Genomic DNA, 20,459 nt, shown 5'->3' on the forward strand with positions numbered 1-20,459 from the left:
AGTGCCTGGGCGAGTATCAGGACTACACCTGGCACTACTGCCCCGGCCTGCGCGGCCCGGCTACGGTCGTTGGGTGATCTCGCGAACCGTCCTGGAAGCTCTCGGCCGTGCGCCATTGCGGTTTCCACTCACCGCCTGGCCATGGCGCTCGCTGGTCTATCTGCTGACCGGCGGCGTGCTGGCGGCCGCGGTGTATCTGACCGTCGCGGCCGTGCTGGCCGCACCGTTCGGCAGAGTGGCGGGAATGCTGTGCGCGGTGCTGGCCATAGCGTTCGGCGCCGCCTTGTCCGGCCCGCTGGAGCGGTGGCGTCTCGGCCTGGTGGAGCCCGACGTTCCGCTCCCGCCCATGGACCGGCGAACCTATGGGTACGGCGCGGTGTCGGTGCTCGCCGTGGCGTGGGCCGACCTGGCCGTGGCGCTGGTCTCGCTCGGTATCCCCGGCATGCTGCTGCTCTCGCCGCTCCAGCCGACGGCGACGAGCTGGGAGAAGATCACCGGCCCGATAGCCGGCGCAATGCTGCTGATCGTCGCGACGTATCCGATAGGCGCGTGGGCGGGAGTCCGCGGGGCCGTCACGCGCTCCGTGCTGGCGCCCAAGGACGGTGAGCTGCGTGAGGTCGTCCGCTCCCGGGCCCGGCTGGTGGACGCGTTCGAGACCGAGCGCCGCCGCATCGAACGTGATCTGCATGACGGGGCACAGCAGCGACTGGTGGCTCTCAACGTGCGGTTGGGGCTGGCCGCGTTGGACCTTCCGGCGGGGAGCGTCGCGGCCAAGGAGGTCGGTGAGGCGCATGCACTGGCCAAGGAGGCTCTGGCCGAGTTGCGGGAGCTGATCCGCAACGTGCACCCGCAGGTCCTCAGCGAGCGGGGCCTGCACGCGGCGGTACGGGACATAGCGGGCCGCTCGCCAATACCTGTCGACCTGGATATCGAGCTACCGGGCCGTCTGCCGGCCGCCGCGGAGACCACAGCGTTCTTCGTGACGTCCGAGGCGCTGGCAAACGCGGCGAAGCACAGCAGGGCAGCGCGCTGCCGGGTGAGGACGCGCGTCAAGGAGGGAGTGCTGCACTTGGAGGTGACGGACGACGGAGTGGGCGGTGCCCACACGGAGGCGGGCTCGGGCCTGACCGGTCTGGCCGACCGGGTGGCCGCGGCCGACGGCAGAATGTTCCTGTCCAGTCCGCGGGGCGGACCCACGCGGGTGAGAGCGGAGATCCCATGCAGGCCGAGCGTCCTCTCCGAATCGTGATCGCTGAGGACGGAGTGCTGCTGCGCGAGGGGATGGTCCAGTTGCTCCAGCGCTTCGGTCACGAGGTATCGGCAGCGGTGGGTGACGGCGATGCCCTGCTCGCGGCGGTACGGGAGCACCGGCCGCAGCTGGTCGTGGCGGATGTGCGGATGCCGCCGGACTTCACCGACGAGGGGCTGCGGGCGGCGCGCGCACTCCAGGCGGAGCAGCCGGAACTGGCCGTGCTGGTGCTGAGCCAGTACGTCGAGCAGACCTTCGCCGAGGAGTTGCTGGAGAACGGCGAGCAGGGTGCGGGTATGGGGTACCTGCTCAAGGAACGGGTGGGAGATGTCAAGGAGTTCATGGACGCGGTCGGCCGCGTCGCCGACGGAATCACGGTCGTGGATCCGGAGGTGGTGCGCCAGCTCCTCGCCCGTCGCCGCGGGCCGCTGGAACGGCTCACTCCCCGGGAGCGCGAAGTGCTGGCGCTGATGGCGGAAGGGCACTCCAACGCGGCCATCGCGCGCCGCCTGGTGGTGACGGAAGCGGCCGTCGCCAAGCACATCGCGGGGATCCTGCTCAAGCTCGAGCTCCCGGCTGACGATCCGGACGTCAACCGCCGTGTGGTCGCCGTGCTGACGTATCTGCGAGGGGAGGGCACGTAGGAGGACGGCACCCAGGAGAGGGGTCAGGGCTTGCGGGCCACGGCACCGAACTGAGCAACGGTCTTCTCGTCTTCGGCCACATAGCCGGGCCGCCAGCGGGCGCACGAGACGATGCCAGGCTCCAGCAGTTCCAGCCCCTGGAAGAAACGGGCGACCTCGGCGCCGGTGCGGGCGGTGATGGGGGGCGTGGCGTTCTCGTTCCAGAAGCGCATGGCCTCGATATTGCCGGTGCCGCCCAGTTCGAGGGTGGGATGGGTGAGCGCCAGGTAGCTGCCGGAGGGGACGGCCGCCGTCAGCGTCTCCACGATGGCTGTTGCCTCGTCGGTGTCGGCGATGAAATTGAGGATGCCCAGCAGTATGACGGCGACCGGCTCGGCGAAGTCCAGGGTGTCCGTGGCGGCATCGAGGATGGCTTGCGGCTGGTGGGCGTCTGCGTCGATGTAGTCGGTCTCTCCCTCCAGGGAGCCCGCGAGGAGGGCGCGGGCGTGGGTGAGAACGGTGGGGTCGTTGTCGACGTAGACGATCCGCGAGGTGGGCGCAATGCGCTGGGCCACCTGGTGGGTGTTCTCAACGGTGGGCAGCCCGGTGCCGATGTCGAGGAACTGCCGGATGCCGGCCTCGCCCGCGAGAAACCCTACGGCGCGGCCGAGGAAGGCACGGTCCGCGCGGGCGACCTCGCGGATGCTGGGAAACATGCTGGTGACGCGGTCACCGACCTGCTGGTCCACGTCGTAGAAGTCCTTGCCGCCAAGCCAGTAGTTCCACACCCTGGCGTTGTGGGCGACGTGGGCAACCGGGGGCATGTCCCCTGGGGGGTCGCTGCGCTCACTCAACTCGGTGCCTCTCCACTCGACGCCTGCGCCCAGGAGCTGTCGGCCGAGTCTAGGCCGTGGGGTGGGTGTTCCGGCAGCGCAGCGCCGGTGGCGCGGTCACGCTCGCCCGGCCGCTCGGGGGAGAGGCGTAGTTGGCGATTCCTCCAGGAGGGGCTGGCAGATGCTATAGAGAGAGGCGATAAACATTGCAGATGCGAGGTAAGACCTCATACGTTGTCGCACATGCAGTCGTACACCATCGGGCAGGCCGCGCGGCTGCTCGGCGTCAGTCCGGACACGGCCAGACGCTGGGCCGACGCGGGCCGGGTCGTTACGCACCGTGATGAGAGCGGTCGCCGGCTTATCGAGGGGCGTGACCTGGCAGCCTTCTCCGTCGAGCTCGCCCAGCACACCGGCGAGGACGAGGAGAATCCCTACACGTCGGCCCGCAATGCGTTCCCCGGCATTGTCACCGCCGTCAAGTTGGGGGACGTGGCGGCGCAGGTCGAGATCCAGGCGGGCCCGCACCGGCTGGTCTCCCTGCTGACTCGGGAGGCCGTTGAGGAGCTGGGGCTGAAGGTCGGTATGCAGGCCACCGCCCGGGTGAAGTCGACCAATGTCCATATCGACCGTCCGTGAGGTCCGGCCCCGCCGTCCACCGTCCCCGCCATCCGTCATCGCCGTCGCCCCCTTCGCGGGCCCCATCGGACCTCGGCGGGCCCCGTCGGACCTCGGCGGGCTCCGTCGGACCTCCCGGGCCGGTAGGACCTTCGCGGGCCCGTCGTGCCCTCCCCTCGTCTTATGCCGCCTCGCCTCACCAGGAGTTTCCCCATGGCCATGAGTACTCTGACGCCTCGGCGGGCGGCTGCCGCGCTTGCCGCCGTTGCCGTTCTCGTCCCCCTCACCGCATGCGGAAGTGGCGGTGAGGCCAGCGGCGACGGAGACGGTAAGGGTGGCGCGGGCAAGGGCGGGAAGACCGAGCTGACGGTGCTCGGAGCCGCGTCCCTCACCGATGTGTTCCAGGCGGCGGGCAAGGCGTACGAGAGGGAGCACCCCGGCACGAAGGTGAAGTTCTCCTTCGCGGGGTCGCAGGCGCTAGCGGCGCAGGTCAAGCAGGGTGTGCCCGCGGATGTGCTGGCAACCGCCGACACCAGGACCATGGACGGCCTCAAGGGCGAGACCGGCAAGCCGGCCGTCTTCGCCAAGAACCGGCTCGTGATCGCCACGGGCGAGGGCAACCCGAGGCGGGTGAAGGGCCTCAAGGACCTGACGGACAGCAAGCTCAAGGTGGTGCTGGCCGCGCGGGAGGTGCCCGTCGGGCGCTACGGCAAACAGGTGCTGGACGCGCAGAAGCTGAAGGTCAAGCCCGTTTCGCAGGAGCCGAACGTACGAGCTGTGCTCAGCAAGGTGGAGTTGGGCGAGGCGGACGCGGGTCTCGTCTACAAGACGGACGCGGCCACGGCGCCCAAGAAGGTCGACGCCGTCGACATCCCTGACCGCCAGAACGCCATTGCTTCCTACCCCGCCGCCCCTCTGACACAGTCCGAACACCAGAAGGAGGCCGCATCGTTCGTGAAGTGGCTGAGCACCCCCAAGGCGCAGAAGTTGCTGCGTAAGGCCGGTTTCCAGCACCCATGATCCGCCCGGCGAAGCTCAGCACCCGCCCCGCGGGGTCCGGTACCGGCCCCGCGAGGTCCGGCACCCGTCGTGTGAGGCCCCATAGCCGACCGCGTACGCCGTTCGCGCTGGCGCTGCCCGCGCTGCTCGCGATCGCGTTTCTGCTGGTGCCGCTGCTCGGCATTCTGGCGCGAACGGAATGGCGGGAGTTGGGCTCGCATCTGGGCAGTGAGGGCGTCACCGAGGCGCTGAAGCTCTCGCTGCTGGTGTCCTTCGGTGCGCTCGCGCTCTCCCTGGTGCTGGGCGTTCCGCTGGCCTGGCTGCTGGCGCGGGTCAGCTTCCCCGGCAAGTCGGTGGTGCGCTCGCTGGTGCTGCTGCCGATGGTGCTGCCGCCGACCGTGGGAGGCGTGGCGCTGCTGCTGGGCTTCGGGCGGCGCGGGCTGCTGGGGCCTTGGCTGGAGGACACGTTCGGCATCGTCCTGCCGTTCCACACCTCGGGTGCGGTGGTCGCGGCGACGTTCGTGGCGATGCCGTTCCTGGTGATCAGCCTGGAGGGGGCGCTGGCCGGGCTGCGGCCCGCCTACGAGGAGACTGCGGCCTCGCTGGGTGCCGGGCCGCTGCGGGTGTTCTGCACGGTGACGCTGCCGCTCGTCGCTCCGGGGCTGGCGGCGGGTGCGGCGCTCACGTGGGCGCGGGCGCTGGGCGAGTTCGGGGCGACGATCACGTTCGCGGGGAACCTGCCGGGGACGACGCAGACGCTGCCGCTCCAGGTGTACCTGCTGCTCCAGGAACAGCCGGAGGCGGCGACGTCCGTCTCGCTTCTGCTGCTCGTCATAGCCATGGCGGTGCTGGTCGGGCTGCGCGGCCGGTGGACGGGCGCCGGGCGCACCCGCGGGGGAGTCATCCCAGCTCCCGGCCCAACTCCTGGCGGGACCGCCTCGCCGCCCGAGGCCACCGTCCCCGACCCGGCCGCCCCCACCCCCGCCGAAAGGGACCCCGCCACCTCCGGAATCGCCGTCAGCCCCGCCGGGCATCCCGTCGACGGCACCGGCCCCCGCGGAAGCTGGCCGCTGCACGCCCGCGTCACCGGTTTCACAGAGCTGACGCTGGATGCCGCGCCCGGCACCACCGTGGCTGTCGTCGGTGCCAACGGTGCGGGCAAGACGACGCTGCTGCGCGCGCTCCTCGGTCTCACGCCGCGCGCCCGGGCCGAACTGTCGCTGGGGGACTCGGAGGTAGGCGCGCTGCCCCCGCACCAGCGCGGTGTCGCATGGGTCCCGCAGGACGGTGCGCTCTTCCCGCATCTGAGCGCACTGTCGAACACGGCGTACGGGCTGCGCGCACAGGGCATACGGCGTACCGAGGCGCGCCGCCAGGCCCAGGAGTGGCTGGTGCGGCTGGGTGTCGGGCACCTGGCGCACCGCAGACCGGGTCAGCTCTCCGGCGGACAGGCGGGGCGGGTGGCGCTGGCCCGTGCGCTGGCGGCGCGGCCCCGGCTGCTGTTGCTTGACGAGCCGCTGGCCGCGCTCGACCAGACGACGCGCGCGCACGTACGGCACACGCTGCGCGGCCATCTCGCCGGATTCGGCGGCGTCTGTCTGCTGGTCACACATGACCCGGTGGAGGCGGTCTCGCTGGCCGACCGGGTGCTGGTGCTGGAGGACGGCCGGGCCCTTCAGGACGCTTCGCCCGCCGAGGTCACCCGGCATCCGCGCTCGCCGTGGGTGGCACGGATGCTCGGACGTAACGCACTGGCGGGAACGGCCGCGGGGGACGGCACGCTGATGCTCGACGACGGAGGCAGCCTGGTGGTCGCCGACCCGGTGGCGGAGGGGACCGCCGCGCTGGCGGTCATAGCTCCGGAGGCGGTCGCCCTGCACCGCGACCGCCCGCACGGCAGCCCGCGAAACGTGTGGCCGGGGACGGTACGGGAGATCACGGCGGTCGGCAGCAGGCTGCGGGTGCTCGTCACATCGACGCCCAGCGTTGGAAGCCCACACGGCTCACACAGCTCACACGGCCTGCACCACACATCCGACCTGGACGCCCCTCCCGACCCGGACAGCCCTCCCGACCCGGAGAGCCGGTCCGACCCGGACACCCCGCCCGGCCCGGGGAGCCGGTCCGGCCCAGACCTTGTTGCCGAGATCACCACGGAGGCCGCTGCGGAGCTCGGGCTGGTGGACGGTGCGGAGGTGTTCACCAGCGTCAAGGCCACGGAGATCACCCTCGTGGAGAGATGAGAGCTGAGGGTGGAGGGGTCAGCCGAACCTTCACAGTCCTTCGTTCGGGATAATGACCCGGCACGCCAGGAAATCGTTCCGTAAAGCGAACGGTCGCCGTGAGGGAAGGGAGGGGCCGTGAGCGGTCCTGAGGGGTCGATCCGGGGAATGCTGGCGCTCAATCTGAAGCGGGCGCGGGCCCAGCGGGGGCTGTCGATCTCCGAGCTGTCCAGACGGTCGAAGATCGGCAAGGCGACGCTGTCCCAGTTGGAGTCAGGCACCGGAAACCCCACCATCGAGACGGTCTTCAGCCTCTCGCGCGTCCTGGAGGTGCCGATCTCCGATCTGCTGGACACCCAGCAGCCCGCGGGCCTGCGGGTGGTCCGGGCCAAGGACGTCGAGATGCTCAGCGGCCAGGGCATCGACCTGCGCCCGCTCCAGCGGATCGAGGAGGGGCAGGCTGTCTTCGAGGTGTACGACCAGCAGGTCAGGGCCGGTGAGCGACGGGACTCGCTGGGTCACGTCGGTATCGAGCACACCATCGTGCAGGCCGGGCGACTGCAGATCACGGTGGACGGGCACGAGGTGGAGCTGGAGGCCGGGGACTACGTCGGTTTCGACGCCACGCTGCCGCACAGTTACGCCGCCCTGGACGGCACGGTGCGCTCGGTGCTGCTCCTCCAGTACCGCGCGGACCAGCGGCTGCACCACGACGCCCCGCACTCCCTCCCCGGCGAGGGCGCCCTGTGCGGCGGACCGGGCACGCCGGCCGGCGAGTAGAGGCACCCCGAACAGGCGCACACCGCCGGCCGCGGCACCCGCCCATCAGTCCCCCGGCACTGCCCCAGCAACCCCACCGGCACCCCACCGGCAGCCCAACAGCGCGCCCACAGCCCACCGGCAGCCCATCAGCAGCGTGCCGCGAAACCGTTGACACGTCCCGAGCGCTCGCATAGCGTCCCCATCGTTCGCTTTGACGAACAAGGAGGGTTCGGTGAACGGCACGCGAGTCGTGGTGCTCGGCGCCGGCATCATCGGAGCGGCCTGCGCTCGTGAACTGGCCCTGGCCGGGCTGGAGGTGACGCTCCTCGACCGTGGCGGCGCTGCGGCGGCGACCACCTCGCACGGCGAGGGCAACGTCCTCGTCTCAGACAAGGGCCCGGGTCCCGAACTCCGGCTCGCGCAGCTCTCCCGAAGGCTGTGGCCCGAGACGCTGGCCGCGATCGCCGAACGCTCCCCGGCCGGGCGACGGGCCGTCGAAGCCGCCGAATGGGACCCCAAGGGCGGCATCGTCGTCGCCACCACCGAGGCGGGAGCACACGGGCTCACCGAGTTCGCCGCCGCGCAACGCGGCGCCGAGGTACGGGCCGACGCGCTGACCACGGACACGCTCCGCGCAGCCGAGCCCTTCGTCACCCACGCCCATACGGCAGCCGTCCACTATCCGCAGGACGCCCAGGTCCAGCCCGCGGGCGCGGCAGCGGCGCTGCTCACCGACGCCCTCGCGGCAGGGGCCACGCTGCGGACCGGCGAAGAAGTGCTGGCCGGGGCAGGCCGCGGCGGTCGGCTGACCGGTGTGCGCACGTCCGACGGGCTGGTGGAGGCCGACCTGTTCGTCAACGCGGCCGGCCCCTGGTCGGGCGCGCTCGCCGCCCGGCTCGGCGCACCCGTCGCCGTCGAACCACGGCGCGGCGACGTCCTGGTGACCACGCCGCTCCCCCCGACCGTCTTCCACAAGGTGTACGACGCCGACTATGTGGGCGCTGTCGGCAGCAGCGAGGAGGAGTTGCAGACCTCCGCCGTGGTCGAGTCCACGCAGGCGGGCAGCGTACTGATCGGCTCCTCGCGGCGCCGGGTCGGCTTCGACGACCGGCTGCGGCCCGAGGTGCTGTCGGCTGTTGCCGCCAAGGCCCTGCGGCTCTTCCCCTCGCTGGCCGGGGTGCCGGTGATGCGGGCGTACGGCGGGTTCCGGCCGTACGTGCCCGATCATCTGCCGGTCATCGGCGCCGATCCCAGGCTGGCCGGACTGTGGCACGCGAGCGGTCACGAAGGGGCCGGGATCGGGCTGTCGGTGGGCACCGGACGGCTGCTGCGGAACCTCGTACTGGGCGAGCCGACCGAGATCGACGCCCACGCGTTCCGGGTGGACCGACCAGCCGTACTCGAACCCGCAACCGCGCCCCGGCAGCACAAGCAGGACCGACAGCAGGAGCAGGAGGGGGCATGAGCCCGAGACTCGTACCCGCCGGGAGCGACTCCACCGGACGTCGGGACCGGCCGCTGCGGATCAGCGTCGACGGCGAACCGGCCGACGGTATCGAGGGTCAGACGCTGGCCGGTGTGCTGCTCGCCTCCGGCCGGACGGCCTGGCGCACCGGCCCTTCGGGCGCCGCGCGCGGGGTGTTCTGCGGTATCGGCGTCTGCTTCGACTGCCTGGTAACCGTCAATGACGACCGCGACGTACGCGCCTGCCTGCGGCGGGCCGTGGACGGTGACGTGGTGCGCACCCAGACTCGCGCACACCACCGCCCGCAGGCCGGCCCGCAGGCCGAGGAGGCGAAATGACCCTCCGCCATGTCGCGGTCGTCGGCGCGGGGCCGGCTGGGCTGGCCGCAGCGCACGCCGCGTTGGCGGCAGGCGCCCGGGTGACGCTGATCGACTCCGCGGAGCAGCCCGGCGGCCAGTACCACCGCATGCTGCCCGACGCGTACGCCGCTGAGCGCCCCGAACTCCAGCGCGGCTGGGCGGCGTTCGAGCGGCGCCGCCACCAGGTGCTGACGCACCCGCGCTGCAGCTGGCTGCCGGAGACCTCGGTCTGGGCGCTGGAGCAACCCGGACAGGGCGAGGAACCGCCCGGCTCGCCGCCACGTGTGCATCTGCTGTGCGGCGGGCCCGTGGACGGCTCCGGCCGTACGCGGCGCACTCTCGACGCCGACGCACTGGTGCTGGCGACCGGCGCCCACGACCGGGTACTCCCTTTCCCCGGCTGGCAGTTGCCGGGCGTCTTCACCGCGGGAGCCGCTCAGGCGCTGGCGAAGGGTGAGCGGGTGCTGGTGGGTGACCGGGTCGTGGTCGCGGGCAGCGGCCCGTTCCTGCTCCCGGTGGCGGCCTCCCTGCTGGAGGCGGGTTCCCGGGTGCTGGAGGTGCTGGAGGCCAACACCCCGGGCACCGTGGCCCGTGGCTGGGGCCGCCGCCCGTGGGAGCTGGCCACGCAGCTGGGCAAGGCTGCCGAACTGGCCGACTACACCGCCGCGCTGGCCCGTCACCGGGTGCCGTACCGACTGGGCGGTACGGTCGTCGAGGCGCGGGGTGCGGGGCGCCTGGAGGAGGTCGTCACCGCGCGGCTGCGCCCGGACTGGTCGGTGGTGCCGGGAACGGAGCGCACCGTGCCGGTGGACGCGCTGTGCGTCAGTCACGGTTTCAGCCCCCAGTTGGAGCTCCCGCTGGCAGCAGGGTGTGCCCTGCGCGGCGGGCAGCCTGGGGCCGCCTCCCGGCCGAACGTGCCGGACGTGCCGGCCGTGCTGGAGGCGTCGGAGGCCGGCGGAGCCGGGGAGTTCGTGGCGGTCGACGACGAGCAGCGCACCAGCGTGCCCGGCGTCTTCGCCGCCGGGGAGATCACCGGGATCGCCGGTGCGCCCGCCGCGCGTGCCGAGGGCGCCGTCGCCGGGTGGACGGCCGCCGGGGGTGACCGGTCCGCGCGGGCGCTGCGGGTACTGCGGCGCAGCCGGGACCAGGGGCGGGCGTTCGCGCGGCGGCTCGCGCTGGCACACCCGATCGGTGCGGGCTGGCCCGGATGGCTGCGCACCGACACGCTTGTGTGCCGCTGTGAGGAGACCGACTACGGCGCGCTGTGTGCGGCGTTCGGCAGCGAGGCGGAGTCAGCGCCCCGCGTCGCGAAGCTGGGTACCCGGGCCGGGCTCGGTCCATGTCAGGCCAGGATCTGCGGCCCCACAGTCGCCGAGCTCCGCACCCGGCTCGGCGACGGGCCCGCCGACCGGTCCGCCGAGGGCCTGCCCGCCGCCAGTCCGCATCGCAGGCCGATCGCCCAGCCACTCCGGCTCGGCGAACTGGCCGCCTCTCCCGTCTCGCCCGTTCCCACCGACCCTCCCGAGGAGAGCAGTTCATGACCGACGACAAACAACCCGCCCAGAAGCAACCCGCCCACGGCCTCGGCGGCGTGGTCGTAGCAACAGCGCTGCCGTACTACGAGGACGCCGCAGCACCCGCGGGCCTGGCCGTGGACTACGACCGCTACGCCGAGCACTGCCGCTGGCTGGTGGAGAGCGGCTGCGACGGCGTGGGGCCCAACGGCTCGCTGGGCGAGTACTCGTCGCTGACGGACGAGGAGCGCCGCACCGTGGCGCGTACGGCGATCGAGGCGGTGGGCGACGCGGGGAGCGTCGTCGTCGGTGTGCATGGCGTCGGCTCGCACCAGGCGCGGCACTGGGCCGAGGTGGCCGCCGAGGACGGCGCGGACGGAGTGCTGTGTCTGCCACCGACCATGTACCGCGCCAACCGGGACGAAATACTGGCACATTTCGCGGCAGTGGCCTCGGCCGGTCTCCCGGTGATGGTCTACAACAACCCCATCGACACCAAGGTCGATCTGACGCCGGACCTGGTGGCGGAGATCGCGCAGATCGACAACGTCGTGGCGATCAAGGAGTTCTCCGGCGACGTACGCCGGGTACTGGAGATCAAGGAGCGGACCGCCGGAACCGGTCTGGAGGTCATCAGCGGCGCCGATGACCTGGTGCTGGAGAGCCTGCTGATGGGGGCGAGCGGCTGGTTCGCCGGGTTCCCCAACGTTTTTCCCGCCGAGTCGGCGCTGCTGTTCGAGCTGGCAACGGCCGGGAAGCTGGAGGAGGCGCGGGCGCTGTACGAGCCGCTGGTGGCCGCCTTCCGCTGGGACTCGCGCACCGAGTTCGTCCAGGCGATCAAGCTTGGGATGGAACAGGTCGGCCGGTTCGGCGGCCCGTGCCGTCCGCCGCGCGGCCCGCTGACCCCGGCGATGCGGGAGCAGGTCGAGGCCGACATGGCGCGGGCGGTCTCCGCGCTCGAAGAGCGGAGGGCTGCCTGATGCGGTCGGTCCGTTCGCTCAGCGCCGTCGATTCGCACACCGAAGGCATGCCGACCCGGGTCGTCACCGGCGGCGTGCCGCCGATCCCGGGTGCCACGATGGCCGAGCGCCGCCGCTACGCCGTCGAGCACCTGGACGAGCTGCGCCGGTTCCTGGTGAACGAGCCGCGCGGGCACCCCGCGATGAGCGGGGCGCTGCTCCAGCCGCCGATCCGCCCGGATGCCGACTGGGGTGTGGTCTATGTCGAGGTCAGCGGCTTCCTGCCGATGTGCGGGCACGGCACCGTCGGGGTGGCGACCGTACTGGTGGAGACGGGCATGGTCGAGGTGACCGAGCCGGAGACCACGGTGCGGCTGGACACCCCGGCCGGGCTGGTGGAGGCCCGGGTCACCGTGCGGGACGGGGTGGCCGAAAAGGTCACCCTGCGGAACGTGGACGCGTTCGCGCTGGAGCTCAACGCCACCGTCCAGGTCCCCAGCCTGGGCGAGGTTGGCTACGACATGGCGTACGGCGGCAACTTCTACGCCGTCGTCGAACTCGACCAGCTGGGGATGCCGTTCGACCGGGCCCGCAAGGACGACATCCTCGCCGCGGGCCTCGCGATCATGGATGCCGTCAACGACCAGAACCGGCCGGCGCACCCCGCCGACCCCGCGATCGGCGGCTGCAAGCATGTGCAGTTCGTGGCGCCGGGCTCGGACGGGCGGCACTCGCGGCACGCCATGGCGATCCACCCCGGCTGGTTCGACCGCTCCCCTTGCGGTACCGGCACCTGCGCGCGGATGGCGCAGCTGCACGCGCGGGGTGAACTGCCGCTGCGTACGGAGTTCGTGAACGAGTCGTTCATCGGCACCCGGTTCACCGGGCAGCTGCTGGAGACCACCGAGGTGGGCGGGCTGCCGGCGGTGGTGCCCGAGTTCTCCGGGCGCGCGTGGATCACCGGCATGGCCACCTATCTGCTGGACCCCGGGGACCCGTTCCCGCACGGCTTCGTTCTGTAGGCCGAGTTCCCGCGCCCCGAAGGGGCGCGGGAACTACGCACCCGCCGGAGTTCTCGCGGCGGCGCGACGTGCCGCCAGAGCCTTCCGGTCCACGGCGAGCGTTCCGGCCGCGTTGTCGTGCCAGCACTGCTGATACGGCTTGTCCCACAGGCAGGAGGCCACGTTGAGCAGGCCGACGAACGGGATCACCGACATGAGCAGGTAGAACAGCTCCCGCCACAGCGCCTGGAAGAACCCCGGGTGCGTGCCCGTTCGCATCCGTACGATCTGCACTCCGACCAGCCGCTTGCCCAGGGTGACGCCGAACCGGGAGAGGGGCAACGGATTCAGCAGCGTCCACATCAGCGCACTGCCGCAGACGGAGGCGATGGCACGGGCGTTTCCCTCTTCCGTGTTCGCCGTCACGAATGCAAGAACCGGAGTGCTGGCGACGGCCCAGATGATCAGGTCCACCAGGCGGGCCGCGAACCGGGGGGACCGGCTAGCGAGCACGAGCTCTCCGGGCTGCCGCGCGGTTTCCTGGACGCTGTCGGTCGGCATGTGTCCCCCAAGGTGTGATCGATCCGGAATCCCGTCACACTATTGGGCGCTGCCGTCGGTCGGTCGGCCGCCCCTACCCTGCGGACTCCTCCAACAACCGCAGGGCGAGCTCCTTCAGTTCGGGGGAAGCTTCCGCGGCGTTCCCCGCATCGAACGGGGGCCGGGGATCGTACTCCACGGCGAGCTGGACCGCCTTCGCGGTGCGCTCGCCCGCGATCAGCGACGCGAGGTGGAGGGCCATGTCCACACCGGCCGAGACCCCGGCGGCGGTGACGATCTTCCCGGATCGGACGTAGCGCTCCGGTACGTAGGTCACGTCGAAGGTGGACTCCAGATAGTCGGCGGAGGCCCAATAGGTGGTAGCGCGCCGCCCGTCGAGGAGCCCTGCCGAGGCCAGGATCAGTGCTCCGGTGCAGACGGAGGTCGTCCAGCGGGTGTGCCGGTGGATACGGCGGACCCATTCCAGGATCCGCGGATTCTTCATCGCGGCGATCGTGCCGCGATTTCCCCCGCCCGGGACCAGCAGCACATCCAGCCGGTCGACCTCGTCGAGCGACCGGTCCGCCATGACGGCCACATCACCGGTGTCGGTACGGACCGGTCCACGCCGCTCCGCCACCATCGTCACCGCCGCGCCGGGCAGCCGGGACAGCACCTCGGCCGGCCCGGTGGGGTCCAGCAGGCTGTAGCCGTCGTACAGCAGGATGCCGATGTGGAGTTCGCGGCGGCGAGGCTGTGCGGCGTGCGCGGTACTCGCATGCGCTGTACTCGCATGCGCGGTGCTCGCCTGTGCGGCGCCGACGGCGGCCAGCGCGGTGACCGCCACCGTGCCGTGCAACACCGAGCGGCGCGTCGCCGAGGCCGGGCCGGAGGAGGGTGCGGGAGCGGGAGAGGGAGAAGAGGGGGACGGCATCGAAGGGGTGGAAGGTGTCATGGCTCGGGATTCTGCGCATCCGCCGCCACGCGGGGCCGCGGCATGTCCGGCATCCTGCGAATCCTGTCCCCGCCGACGCCGTAGTGGTCCAGGAACGCCTGCCGCAGCGTCTGCGGCGAACGGAACCCGCAGCGGCGGGCGATAGCGGCCAGCGGCAGCGCGCTGGACCGCACCAGATGCGCTGCCGCCTCGGTCCGGGCCACCCGTACGGCGCGGCTCGGCGTGGTGCCCAGGTGGGTGCTGAACAGCCGGGTCAGATGCCGGGTGCTCACCCCGGCGCGGGCCGCCAGCGCACGAGGGCTGAGGTCCTCGGCCAGGTGCCCGGCCATGTAGCCGGTCAGGTCCCGGACCAGCCGGTCACCCGGCGGCGGGGCGGCGAGGAACATGCTGATCTGCGCCTGGTCGGCGGGCCGGTGGAGGTAGGAGACGAGTTCCCGGGCCACCGCACGGGCCAACGTCGGCCCGTGGTCGTCCTCGATCAGCGACAGCGTCAGATCGAGGGCGCTGGTCACACCGGCGGAGGTGTAGATGTTGCCGTCCCGGATGTACAGCGGGCCCACGTCCACGGCCACTCCGGGGTGCTGCGCGGCCAGCTGCTCGCCGTACCGCCAGTGGGTGGTCACCCGGCGGTTGTTGAGCAGTCCGGCCGCGGCCAGTACGTAGGTGCCGGTGCAGACCGAGGCGACGCGCCGGCTCTGCCGGGCCAGTCGGCGCACCTGTGCCAGCAGCCGCGCGTCCGCCGCCGCGTCCGCGTATCCGGCCCCGCCCACGACGACCAGCGTGTCCAGCCGCCCGGTGACCGTCTCCAGGTCGCAGCCGGCGCCGAGCAGGATCCCGGCCGAACTGCGCGCTGCGGACCGGCCCACGGTGCCCAGCTCGACGGTGTACGGCGGTGCGGCACCGTGCCGGTTGGCCAGATCGAGCGCGCCGCTGGGCGAGGCGATGTCGAGGATCTGCGCATCGTCGTAGGCCACCAGGAGCATCCGCCGCCGCTCTTCCATGCTGCCGATCCCATCACGGCCCGCCCTCCCCACTTCCCCGCGGGCAGCCCTCCCCGGCCCTGGCAGGGCCCCCTCTCGTCGTTCCGTTGGTCAGAGATTGCCCCTTGCTCGATTCCACAGGCTGCGGGTGCGTTGTGGCTGGTCGCGCAGTTCCCCGCGCCCCTTACGGGGCGCTCCCCCGCTGTGCTTGGGAGGTCTGGTCCCCCAGCCTCCGGCCGGGAGGTGCCCCCAGGGGGTTCCCCTGCTCGAAGAGCTTGGGGGAGCAGGGCTGGCAAGCGCCCCCCGTGCCGGGCACGCGAAAAACCGCCGGGCAAGCAAGGGCGGCGCCGCGGAATCGCCCGCAGCGGAATTCGGTCGCCGTCGGGGCGCCGACGGGGCAGGCTCCCTCCCATGGAGATCTCCGAGTGCATCGACGCCCTGCGCCGTGAAGGCAGCCTCTTCGCAGACGCCGTCGAACATGCCGACCCCGCGGCGCCCGTCCCCGCCTGCCCCGACTGGACCGTACGCGACCTGGCCACCCATCTCGGTACGGTGCACCGCTGGGCTACGGGCTTCATACGGGAGGGCCGCACGGAGCCGGTCCGGCCCACCGAGCCACCCGGGGTTGCCGAGTTGCCCGACAAGGAACTCGCGCCGTGGCTGCGGGAGGGGCACGGGCTGCTGGTCGAGGCGCTGAAGTCGGCGCCGGACGACCTGTCCTGCTGGACGTTCCTGGCCGCACCCTCCCCGCTCGCCTTCTGGGCGCGGCGGCAGGCGCACGAGACGGCGGTGCACCGGGTGGACGCCGAGTCCGCGCTCGGCGCCCCGCTCTCCCCGGTGACCGACGCGTTCGCCGCCGACGGGATCGACGAGCTGCTGTGCGGCTTCTATCCGCGCCGCGGCACCCCGGAGGGCTTCGCCGCCGAGCCCCGCACGGTGCACGTACGGGCCACGGACGCGCCCGTCGCGGCCTGGACCGTGTTCCTGGGCGACCCGGCGCGCGCTGAACGCGGCACCGAGCCGACCGCCGCGCCGGACTGTGTGTACGAGGGCACGGCCAGGGACCTGTACCTCGCGCTGTGGAACCGGCTCCCGCTGACGGACCTCACCCTCTTGGGAGACGCGTCCGTGGCGCACCGCTGGCGGGAGTTGTTCCAGCCGTGACCGCGGAGTCCGTGCCCCCGCGGCGGGTGGCGCGCCGGACCGCCACGGCCTGTGCCGTCCCGCCGACCGCCAGGGCGAGCGCCACCAGCAGGGCGCTCACCCACAGGGGGGCGCGGTAGCCGAACCCCGCGCTGAGCGCGACGCCACCGGCCCACGGCCCCAGCGCGGCACCGACGTTGAGCGCCGCCGTGGCGAAGCCGCCCGCCAGGGTCGGCGCCTCGGTCGCCGCGTACAGGGACTGCGAAATCAGTGTCGAGCCGACGGCGAAGGACAGAGTCCCCTGGAGGAGTACGAGGACGACGGCCGCGGCCGGGTTGCCCGCCGTCAGTGCGAACAGCAGCCAGCCGGCGAGCAGTGCGCTCCCTCCCACGGTCAGCAGCCGCAGCGGACGGGTGTCCGCCATCCGGCCCGCCGCGGTGACGCCGAGGAAGGAGCCGAGTCCGAACAGCGCCAGCAGCCCCGGCACCCAGCCGTCACCGAACCCCGCGACGTCGGTGGCCAGCGGGGCGAGGTAGGTGAACGTACAGAACGTGGCGCCGTTGACCAAGGCGCCCAGCAGCAGCGTCACCAGCAGCCGCGGCCCGCGCAGCGCCCGCAACTCGCGGCGGACACCGAGGGGTTCCGCATCCATCGGCTCCGCATCAGTCGGCTCCGCATCCATCGGCTCCGCGTCGGCCGACTCCGCATCCGTCGGCTCCGCGCCGGCACCCGGCAGCGACCGTACGAGGGCGAACACCGCCGGTGCCGAGATCAGCGCGACGGCCCAGAACGCCGAGCGCCACCCCCACATCTGCCCCAGCAGAGCTCCCGCGGGCACTCCGGCGACACACGCGAGGGTGACCCCGCTCAACAGCACGGAGGTGGCCCGCCCCTTGGCGTCGGGCGGCACCATTCCGGCAGCGGCGGTCAGCGCGACGGCGAGGAACCCGGCATTGGCCAGCGCGCCCACCACGCGGGTGGCGACCAGTACCGCGAAGCTCGTCGTCACCGCGCCCACCACATGCACCAGCAGAAACGCGCACAGGAACCCGAGCAGCGCCCGCCGTCTGTCCCAGCGACGGCTCAACACCGCCATCAATGGCGCCCCCACGATCATCCCGACGGCGAAGGCCGAGGTCAGCAACCCGGCCGCCGAGACGGACACCCCCAGCCCCGCGGCGAGGTCCGGGACGAGCCCGGACAGCATGAACTCCGACGTCCCCTGCGCGAACACCGCCAGCGCGAGAACGTACAGCACAAATGGCATGGAAAACTCCGCAATCCCTACTCGGATCGGAATCAGCAGTGAAAAGGACAGCGGCAGGTGCGAGCAGCGTCCGGCAGAAAGGCATGCCTGAAGGAGCCCACTAGAAGTGAGGGGCATGCGTCAGGAAGAAAATTCGTCCAGCCGGGCACGCGGCAGCACTACCGCGGAACAGCCCGTGGCACGGCGATCCGATGGCACCCGGCGCAGGCGGCAGAAGACCGCGGAAAAGAACGCGGCCAAGAGTGCGGACAGCGCGAAACAGCCACCGGACGGCCGGTGGCTAGAGTCTGGAAGCCTCAGGGCTGGACATGCCCGCACCTTAACCGCGCCCCGCCGCGAGGGTCCACGCATTTACCGACGAGCACGGTGGCCGCGAGACCGGCTACAGTGCGGCCCGCCATGACTGCACCCATTCCGGACACCCGCGCCCTGTTCGACTTCATCACCTACACCGCCCGCCTGCGGGAGGTGGAACGGCACAACCGGGCCACCCCCACACGGCCCGAATCGGTGGCCGAGCACTCCTGGCATCTGGCAGTGGTGTGCTGGGTACTGCACACGGAGTTCGAGCGGGAGAGCGGGGTGCGGCTCGACCTGGGCCGGATGGTGAAGCTCTGTCTGATGCACGACGTGGTGGAGATCGACGCGGGTGATCCGTCGGCCTGGCACACGGCAGATGAGGACGCCGCCGCGGAGAAGGTCCGTACGGAGGAGGCGGTGGCGCGCGAACGGTTCGGCGCGCTGCCACCGCCGCTCGGCCCGGAACTGCTCGCGCTGTGGCACGAGTACGAGGAGGGCGCCACCCCGGAGGCCCGGCTGGTGCGCGGCGTGGACCGCCTCAACCCGGCGCTGATGCGGCTGCTCACCGGCCAGGGCTGGTCCGACGTGGGCGCCGACGCCGCGGCCCTGGACCACCTCCAACTCCCCCGGGTGGGCGTCAGCCCGACCCTGAAGGCGCTGTACGAGGAGGTACGGGAGGCCGCGATCACCCGTGGCCTGCTGAGACCCTGACGCCGCGCCGGACCGTGCGGGCGGACGGGACCATCCTGACGGCATCCGGCGAGGGCTGGACCGGGACATCGCCGAGGGCGCCGAGGACCGCACCACAGACACCGTCCAGCGCCTCACCGGGCGCCCCGCCACGCAGCTTCCACCCATTCGCCGAGCAGGAGATCTCGGGAAACTCACGCGCTGTTGCGTGAGTTCACGCTTCCGGGCCGAGGCTCATGCTTTCCGGTCCGTCGGGCTGAGGGCGGGCTGAGGCGGATGCGGCGGCCAGGGGCCCAGTTCGGGGAGGCCGTCCCGGGAGCGGGGCGGCGTGTCCGGTACGCGCCCGGCCAGCCATGCCGCCAGGTCCCGCACACCGCCCCGCACTTCGGGGCCCGGTGCGGGGTTTCCTTCTCCCGCGTGCCAGCGCCGGTCGAGGTCCGTGGCAACCAGACAGGTTCCGGGCGGCAGCCTGCTCAGCAGGAAGTCCACCGCATGGCTCGCCAGCCCCTCCGGCCAGGCCGCCGGGCCGACCTCGAGGTCCAGATCGACCAGATGGATCCACACCTCGCGCCAGCGGGCGAACACCGTCGCGGCGATGTCCGCGTCCCGGAAGGAGACCGGACGCCGCCAGTCCTCGGCGGTGGCCCGGGACCATACGTCCATCAGCGACCGGGTGTGCCCGGCCAGCGCCGCCCGGTGCTCGACCGCCGTACGCCCGGCGGTGTCCTCGATGATCGCGTCGCGCTCCGCCTGACCTCCGTCGTACGGGGGCACCCGCTCCCCGCGCAGCGCGTGCTCGGCGAGGCGGGCGAACATCCGGGCGTTGTCGGTCAGATGGGCCAGGACGTGTCCCCGGGACCAGCCGGGCAGCGCGGAGGGCGCCCGGACCTGCGCGTCGTCCACGTCGGCGAGCAGGCCACGGAGTACCCGCTGAGCTTCGGCCACTTCTGCAACAGGAGGTATCACAGGAACCGACCCTAGACCCTCGTCCCAGCCCCGTCCCTGGTTGCGGCCACCGGCTCCGCCTCGGCCTGTTCGAGGAGCTCCAGCAGGCGCGCCGTCAGCGCCGCGTCCGCGTCCAGGAGCGGACCGCGTACCGGCCCCGCCGGCAGACCGCGCGCGTTGAGCAGGGCCTTCGCCGCGACGGTGCCGGGCTGGCCGGTCATCACCGCCTCGGTCAGCGGGGCGAGCGCGAGATGGCGACGCGCCGCCAGGGCGTGCTCCCCCGCGTCGTACGCGTCGAGCACCCCGCGCACCAGCGGCGCCGCGACATTGGCGACGGTGCTGATGCACCCCGCACCGCCGATCGCGCGCAGCGGGAGCGCGAACTCGTCGCAGCCCGCGTAGTACGCCAGCCCGGTCCCGGCCATCACCCGGGAGGACTTGAGCAGGTCGTACGCACAGTCCTTGACGCCCTCGATCCGCGGATGTTCCGCCAGCCGCAGCAGCGTGCCGGTGGTCAGCGCGGTTCCGGTGCGGCCGGGGATGTCGTAGAGCAGCACCGGCAGCCGGGTGGCGTCGGCCACCGTACGCAGATGGTGCGCAACGGCCTCCTGGGTGGGGCGCGAGTAGTACGGCGTCACCACCAGCAGCCCGTGTGCGCCTGCCGCTTCGGCGTCCCGGGCCAGCGCGACGCTATGGCGGGTGTCGCTGGAACCGACACCCGCCACGACGCTTGCCCGGTCCCCCACCTCCGCCACCACCGCGCGCACCAGCGCGGTCTTCTCAGCGTCCGAGGTGGTCGGCGCCTCCCCCGTCGTCCCGCTGAGCACAAGGGCTTCGCACCCTCCCTCGTCCACCAGGTGCACGGCGAGGCGCCGGGCGCCCTCGATATCGAGCTCCCCGGCGGCATCGAACGGGGTGACCATGGCTGCTGCGATACGGCCCAAGGGCCCTGCGGAGATCGGCATGGCCGGAGTGTGCGGCCGAGCGGGCCCGCGCACCATTTAATTGCCGTGAAGCCTGCCCATAAGCAACGCT

At 72.2% G+C, this 20,459-nt stretch carries 20 protein-coding genes and 1 pseudogene; 14 read left to right on the forward strand and 7 right to left on the reverse strand.

What is annotated here, in order from left to right:
• Positions 1 to 73: 73 nt before the first annotated feature.
• Together ACTWQF_RS26050 and ACTWQF_RS26055 are read left to right on the forward strand one after the other, a co-directional pair.
• Positions 74 to 1,249 (forward strand): sensor histidine kinase, encoded by a 1,176-nt coding sequence (locus tag ACTWQF_RS26050; RefSeq protein WP_443282122.1) that lies wholly within the window; start codon positions 74 to 76, stop codon positions 1,247 to 1,249.
• Positions 1,219 to 1,893: a response regulator gene (locus ACTWQF_RS26055; protein WP_443282123.1), complete on the forward strand. Its 675-nt coding sequence runs from the start codon at positions 1,219 to 1,221 to the stop codon at positions 1,891 to 1,893. Before ACTWQF_RS26050 ends, ACTWQF_RS26055 begins: the two co-directional genes overlap by 31 nt.
• A 23-nt stretch (positions 1,894 to 1,916) precedes the next feature.
• Here the strand turns inward: ACTWQF_RS26055 and ACTWQF_RS26060 are convergent, their stop codons facing one another.
• Complete coding sequence (locus ACTWQF_RS26060; protein WP_443282174.1) at positions 1,917 to 2,696, reverse strand: SAM-dependent methyltransferase; 780 nt, start codon at positions 2,694 to 2,696, stop codon at positions 1,917 to 1,919.
• A gap of 252 nt (positions 2,697 to 2,948) precedes the next feature.
• Here ACTWQF_RS26060 and ACTWQF_RS26065 point away from each other — a divergent pair, with 252 nt between their 5' ends.
• From ACTWQF_RS26065 to ACTWQF_RS26105, 9 genes are all read left to right on the forward strand, one after another.
• Positions 2,949 to 3,344 carry a TOBE domain-containing protein gene (locus ACTWQF_RS26065; RefSeq protein WP_443282124.1) on the forward strand — a complete coding sequence of 132 codons (396 nt, stop codon included), beginning with the start codon at positions 2,949 to 2,951 and terminating at the stop codon, positions 3,342 to 3,344.
• A 198-nt stretch (positions 3,345 to 3,542) separates the two neighbouring features.
• Positions 3,543 to 4,343, forward strand: coding sequence for a molybdate ABC transporter substrate-binding protein (gene modA / locus ACTWQF_RS26070; protein ID WP_443282175.1), 801 nt, complete (start codon positions 3,543 to 3,545; stop codon positions 4,341 to 4,343).
• A complete protein-coding gene (locus ACTWQF_RS26075) occupies positions 4,340 to 6,565 on the forward strand; it encodes an ABC transporter permease (protein ID WP_443282125.1) in 2,226 nt (741 codons plus the stop codon). The genes modA and ACTWQF_RS26075 overlap by 4 nt, the downstream gene beginning before the upstream one ends.
• A 117-nt stretch (positions 6,566 to 6,682) precedes the next feature.
• Positions 6,683 to 7,324, forward strand: coding sequence for a helix-turn-helix domain-containing protein (locus ACTWQF_RS26080; RefSeq protein ID WP_443282126.1), 642 nt, complete (start codon positions 6,683 to 6,685; stop codon positions 7,322 to 7,324).
• Positions 7,325 to 7,538: 214 nt separating this feature from the next.
• Entirely contained in the window at positions 7,539 to 8,771 is a 1,233-nt protein-coding gene (locus tag ACTWQF_RS26085; protein ID WP_443282127.1) for an NAD(P)/FAD-dependent oxidoreductase, read from the forward strand.
• Entirely contained in the window at positions 8,768 to 9,109 is a 342-nt protein-coding gene (locus ACTWQF_RS26090; protein WP_443282128.1) for a (2Fe-2S)-binding protein, read from the forward strand. Before ACTWQF_RS26085 ends, ACTWQF_RS26090 begins: the two co-directional genes overlap by 4 nt.
• Positions 9,106 to 10,671, forward strand: coding sequence for an FAD-dependent oxidoreductase (locus ACTWQF_RS26095; RefSeq protein WP_443282129.1), 1,566 nt, complete (start codon positions 9,106 to 9,108; stop codon positions 10,669 to 10,671). Before ACTWQF_RS26090 ends, ACTWQF_RS26095 begins: the two co-directional genes overlap by 4 nt.
• On the forward strand, positions 10,668 to 11,624 hold the full coding sequence (locus tag ACTWQF_RS26100; RefSeq protein ID WP_443282130.1) for a dihydrodipicolinate synthase family protein: 957 nt from the start codon (positions 10,668 to 10,670) through the stop codon (positions 11,622 to 11,624). Before ACTWQF_RS26095 ends, ACTWQF_RS26100 begins: the two co-directional genes overlap by 4 nt.
• Positions 11,624 to 12,625, forward strand: a complete 1,002-nt coding sequence (locus tag ACTWQF_RS26105; protein WP_443282131.1) for a proline racemase family protein — start codon at positions 11,624 to 11,626, stop codon at positions 12,623 to 12,625. Before ACTWQF_RS26100 ends, ACTWQF_RS26105 begins: the two co-directional genes overlap by 1 nt.
• Positions 12,626 to 12,658: 33 nt before the next feature.
• On the opposite strand, the gene ACTWQF_RS26110 is transcribed toward ACTWQF_RS26105, so the two are convergent.
• From ACTWQF_RS26110 to ACTWQF_RS26120, 3 genes are all read right to left on the reverse strand, one after another.
• Positions 12,659 to 13,165, reverse strand: coding sequence for an RDD family protein (locus tag ACTWQF_RS26110; protein ID WP_443282132.1), 507 nt, complete (start codon positions 13,163 to 13,165; stop codon positions 12,659 to 12,661).
• Between the two features lie 73 nt (positions 13,166 to 13,238).
• Positions 13,239 to 14,078: a DJ-1/PfpI family protein gene (locus ACTWQF_RS26115; protein WP_443282176.1), complete on the reverse strand. Its 840-nt coding sequence runs from the start codon at positions 14,076 to 14,078 to the stop codon at positions 13,239 to 13,241.
• 17 nt (positions 14,079 to 14,095) lie between these two features.
• Positions 14,096 to 15,082 (reverse strand): GlxA family transcriptional regulator, encoded by a 987-nt coding sequence (locus ACTWQF_RS26120; RefSeq protein ID WP_443282177.1) that lies wholly within the window; start codon positions 15,080 to 15,082, stop codon positions 14,096 to 14,098.
• 408 nt (positions 15,083 to 15,490) lie between these two features.
• On the opposite strand from ACTWQF_RS26120, the gene ACTWQF_RS26125 reads away from it, so the two are divergent.
• The gene (locus ACTWQF_RS26125) at positions 15,491 to 16,243 is read left to right on the forward strand and encodes a maleylpyruvate isomerase family mycothiol-dependent enzyme (RefSeq protein WP_443282133.1); all 753 of its coding nucleotides are present in this window, start codon (positions 15,491 to 15,493) and stop codon (positions 16,241 to 16,243) included.
• Here ACTWQF_RS26125 and ACTWQF_RS26130 read toward each other — a convergent pair.
• On the reverse strand, positions 16,185 to 17,489 hold the full coding sequence (locus ACTWQF_RS26130; protein ID WP_443282134.1) for a Cmx/CmrA family chloramphenicol efflux MFS transporter: 1,305 nt from the start codon (positions 17,487 to 17,489) through the stop codon (positions 16,185 to 16,187). The two genes, ACTWQF_RS26125 and ACTWQF_RS26130, sit on opposite strands and share 59 nt — an antisense overlap.
• Before the next feature lie 399 nt (positions 17,490 to 17,888).
• On the opposite strand from ACTWQF_RS26130, the gene ACTWQF_RS26135 reads away from it, so the two are divergent.
• Entirely contained in the window at positions 17,889 to 18,500 is a 612-nt protein-coding gene (locus tag ACTWQF_RS26135; RefSeq protein ID WP_443282135.1) for an HD domain-containing protein, read from the forward strand.
• Between the two features lie 52 nt (positions 18,501 to 18,552).
• Positions 18,553 to 18,691 (forward strand): annotated as a pseudogene (locus ACTWQF_RS26140) (ergot alkaloid biosynthesis protein); the annotation flags it as partial.
• 22 nt (positions 18,692 to 18,713) lie between these two features.
• Here ACTWQF_RS26140 and ACTWQF_RS26145 read toward each other — a convergent pair.
• Positions 18,714 to 19,424 (reverse strand): maleylpyruvate isomerase family mycothiol-dependent enzyme, encoded by a 711-nt coding sequence (locus ACTWQF_RS26145; protein WP_443282136.1) that lies wholly within the window; start codon positions 19,422 to 19,424, stop codon positions 18,714 to 18,716.
• 32 nt (positions 19,425 to 19,456) lie between these two features.
• Positions 19,457 to 20,389: a 4-hydroxy-tetrahydrodipicolinate synthase gene (gene dapA / locus ACTWQF_RS26150; protein ID WP_443282137.1), complete on the reverse strand. Its 933-nt coding sequence runs from the start codon at positions 20,387 to 20,389 to the stop codon at positions 19,457 to 19,459.
• Positions 20,390 to 20,459 lie beyond the last annotated feature (70 nt).

Origin of the sequence: Streptomyces sp. 8N114 (assembly GCF_052245835.1) — a bacterium.
Lineage (GTDB): Bacteria > Actinomycetota > Actinomycetes > Streptomycetales > Streptomycetaceae > Streptomyces.

Excerpts from the sequence above, each read along its gene's own strand:
- ACTWQF_RS26055 (WP_443282123.1), top strand. The coding sequence starts at position 1,219 with ATGCAGGCCGAGCGTCCTCTCCGAATCGTGATCGCTGAGGACGGAGTG.
- ACTWQF_RS26060 (WP_443282174.1), bottom strand. The coding sequence starts at position 2,696 with ATGCCCCCGGTTGCCCACGTCGCCCACAACGCCAGGGTGTGGAACTAC.
- ACTWQF_RS26065 (WP_443282124.1), top strand. The coding sequence starts at position 2,949 with ATGCAGTCGTACACCATCGGGCAGGCCGCGCGGCTGCTCGGCGTCAGT.
- modA (WP_443282175.1), top strand. The coding sequence starts at position 3,543 with ATGAGTACTCTGACGCCTCGGCGGGCGGCTGCCGCGCTTGCCGCCGTT.
- ACTWQF_RS26075 (WP_443282125.1), top strand. The coding sequence starts at position 4,340 with ATGATCCGCCCGGCGAAGCTCAGCACCCGCCCCGCGGGGTCCGGTACC.
- ACTWQF_RS26090 (WP_443282128.1), top strand. The coding sequence starts at position 8,768 with ATGAGCCCGAGACTCGTACCCGCCGGGAGCGACTCCACCGGACGTCGG.
- ACTWQF_RS26095 (WP_443282129.1), top strand. The coding sequence starts at position 9,106 with ATGACCCTCCGCCATGTCGCGGTCGTCGGCGCGGGGCCGGCTGGGCTG.
- ACTWQF_RS26100 (WP_443282130.1), top strand. The coding sequence starts at position 10,668 with ATGACCGACGACAAACAACCCGCCCAGAAGCAACCCGCCCACGGCCTC.
- ACTWQF_RS26105 (WP_443282131.1), top strand. The coding sequence starts at position 11,624 with ATGCGGTCGGTCCGTTCGCTCAGCGCCGTCGATTCGCACACCGAAGGC.
- ACTWQF_RS26110 (WP_443282132.1), bottom strand. The coding sequence starts at position 13,165 with ATGCCGACCGACAGCGTCCAGGAAACCGCGCGGCAGCCCGGAGAGCTC.
- ACTWQF_RS26115 (WP_443282176.1), bottom strand. The coding sequence starts at position 14,078 with ATGCCGTCCCCCTCTTCTCCCTCTCCCGCTCCCGCACCCTCCTCCGGC.
- ACTWQF_RS26120 (WP_443282177.1), bottom strand. The coding sequence starts at position 15,082 with ATGCTCCTGGTGGCCTACGACGATGCGCAGATCCTCGACATCGCCTCG.
- ACTWQF_RS26125 (WP_443282133.1), top strand. The coding sequence starts at position 15,491 with ATGGAGATCTCCGAGTGCATCGACGCCCTGCGCCGTGAAGGCAGCCTC.
- ACTWQF_RS26130 (WP_443282134.1), bottom strand. The coding sequence starts at position 17,489 with ATGCCATTTGTGCTGTACGTTCTCGCGCTGGCGGTGTTCGCGCAGGGG.
- ACTWQF_RS26135 (WP_443282135.1), top strand. The coding sequence starts at position 17,889 with ATGACTGCACCCATTCCGGACACCCGCGCCCTGTTCGACTTCATCACC.
- dapA (WP_443282137.1), bottom strand. The coding sequence starts at position 20,389 with ATGCCGATCTCCGCAGGGCCCTTGGGCCGTATCGCAGCAGCCATGGTC.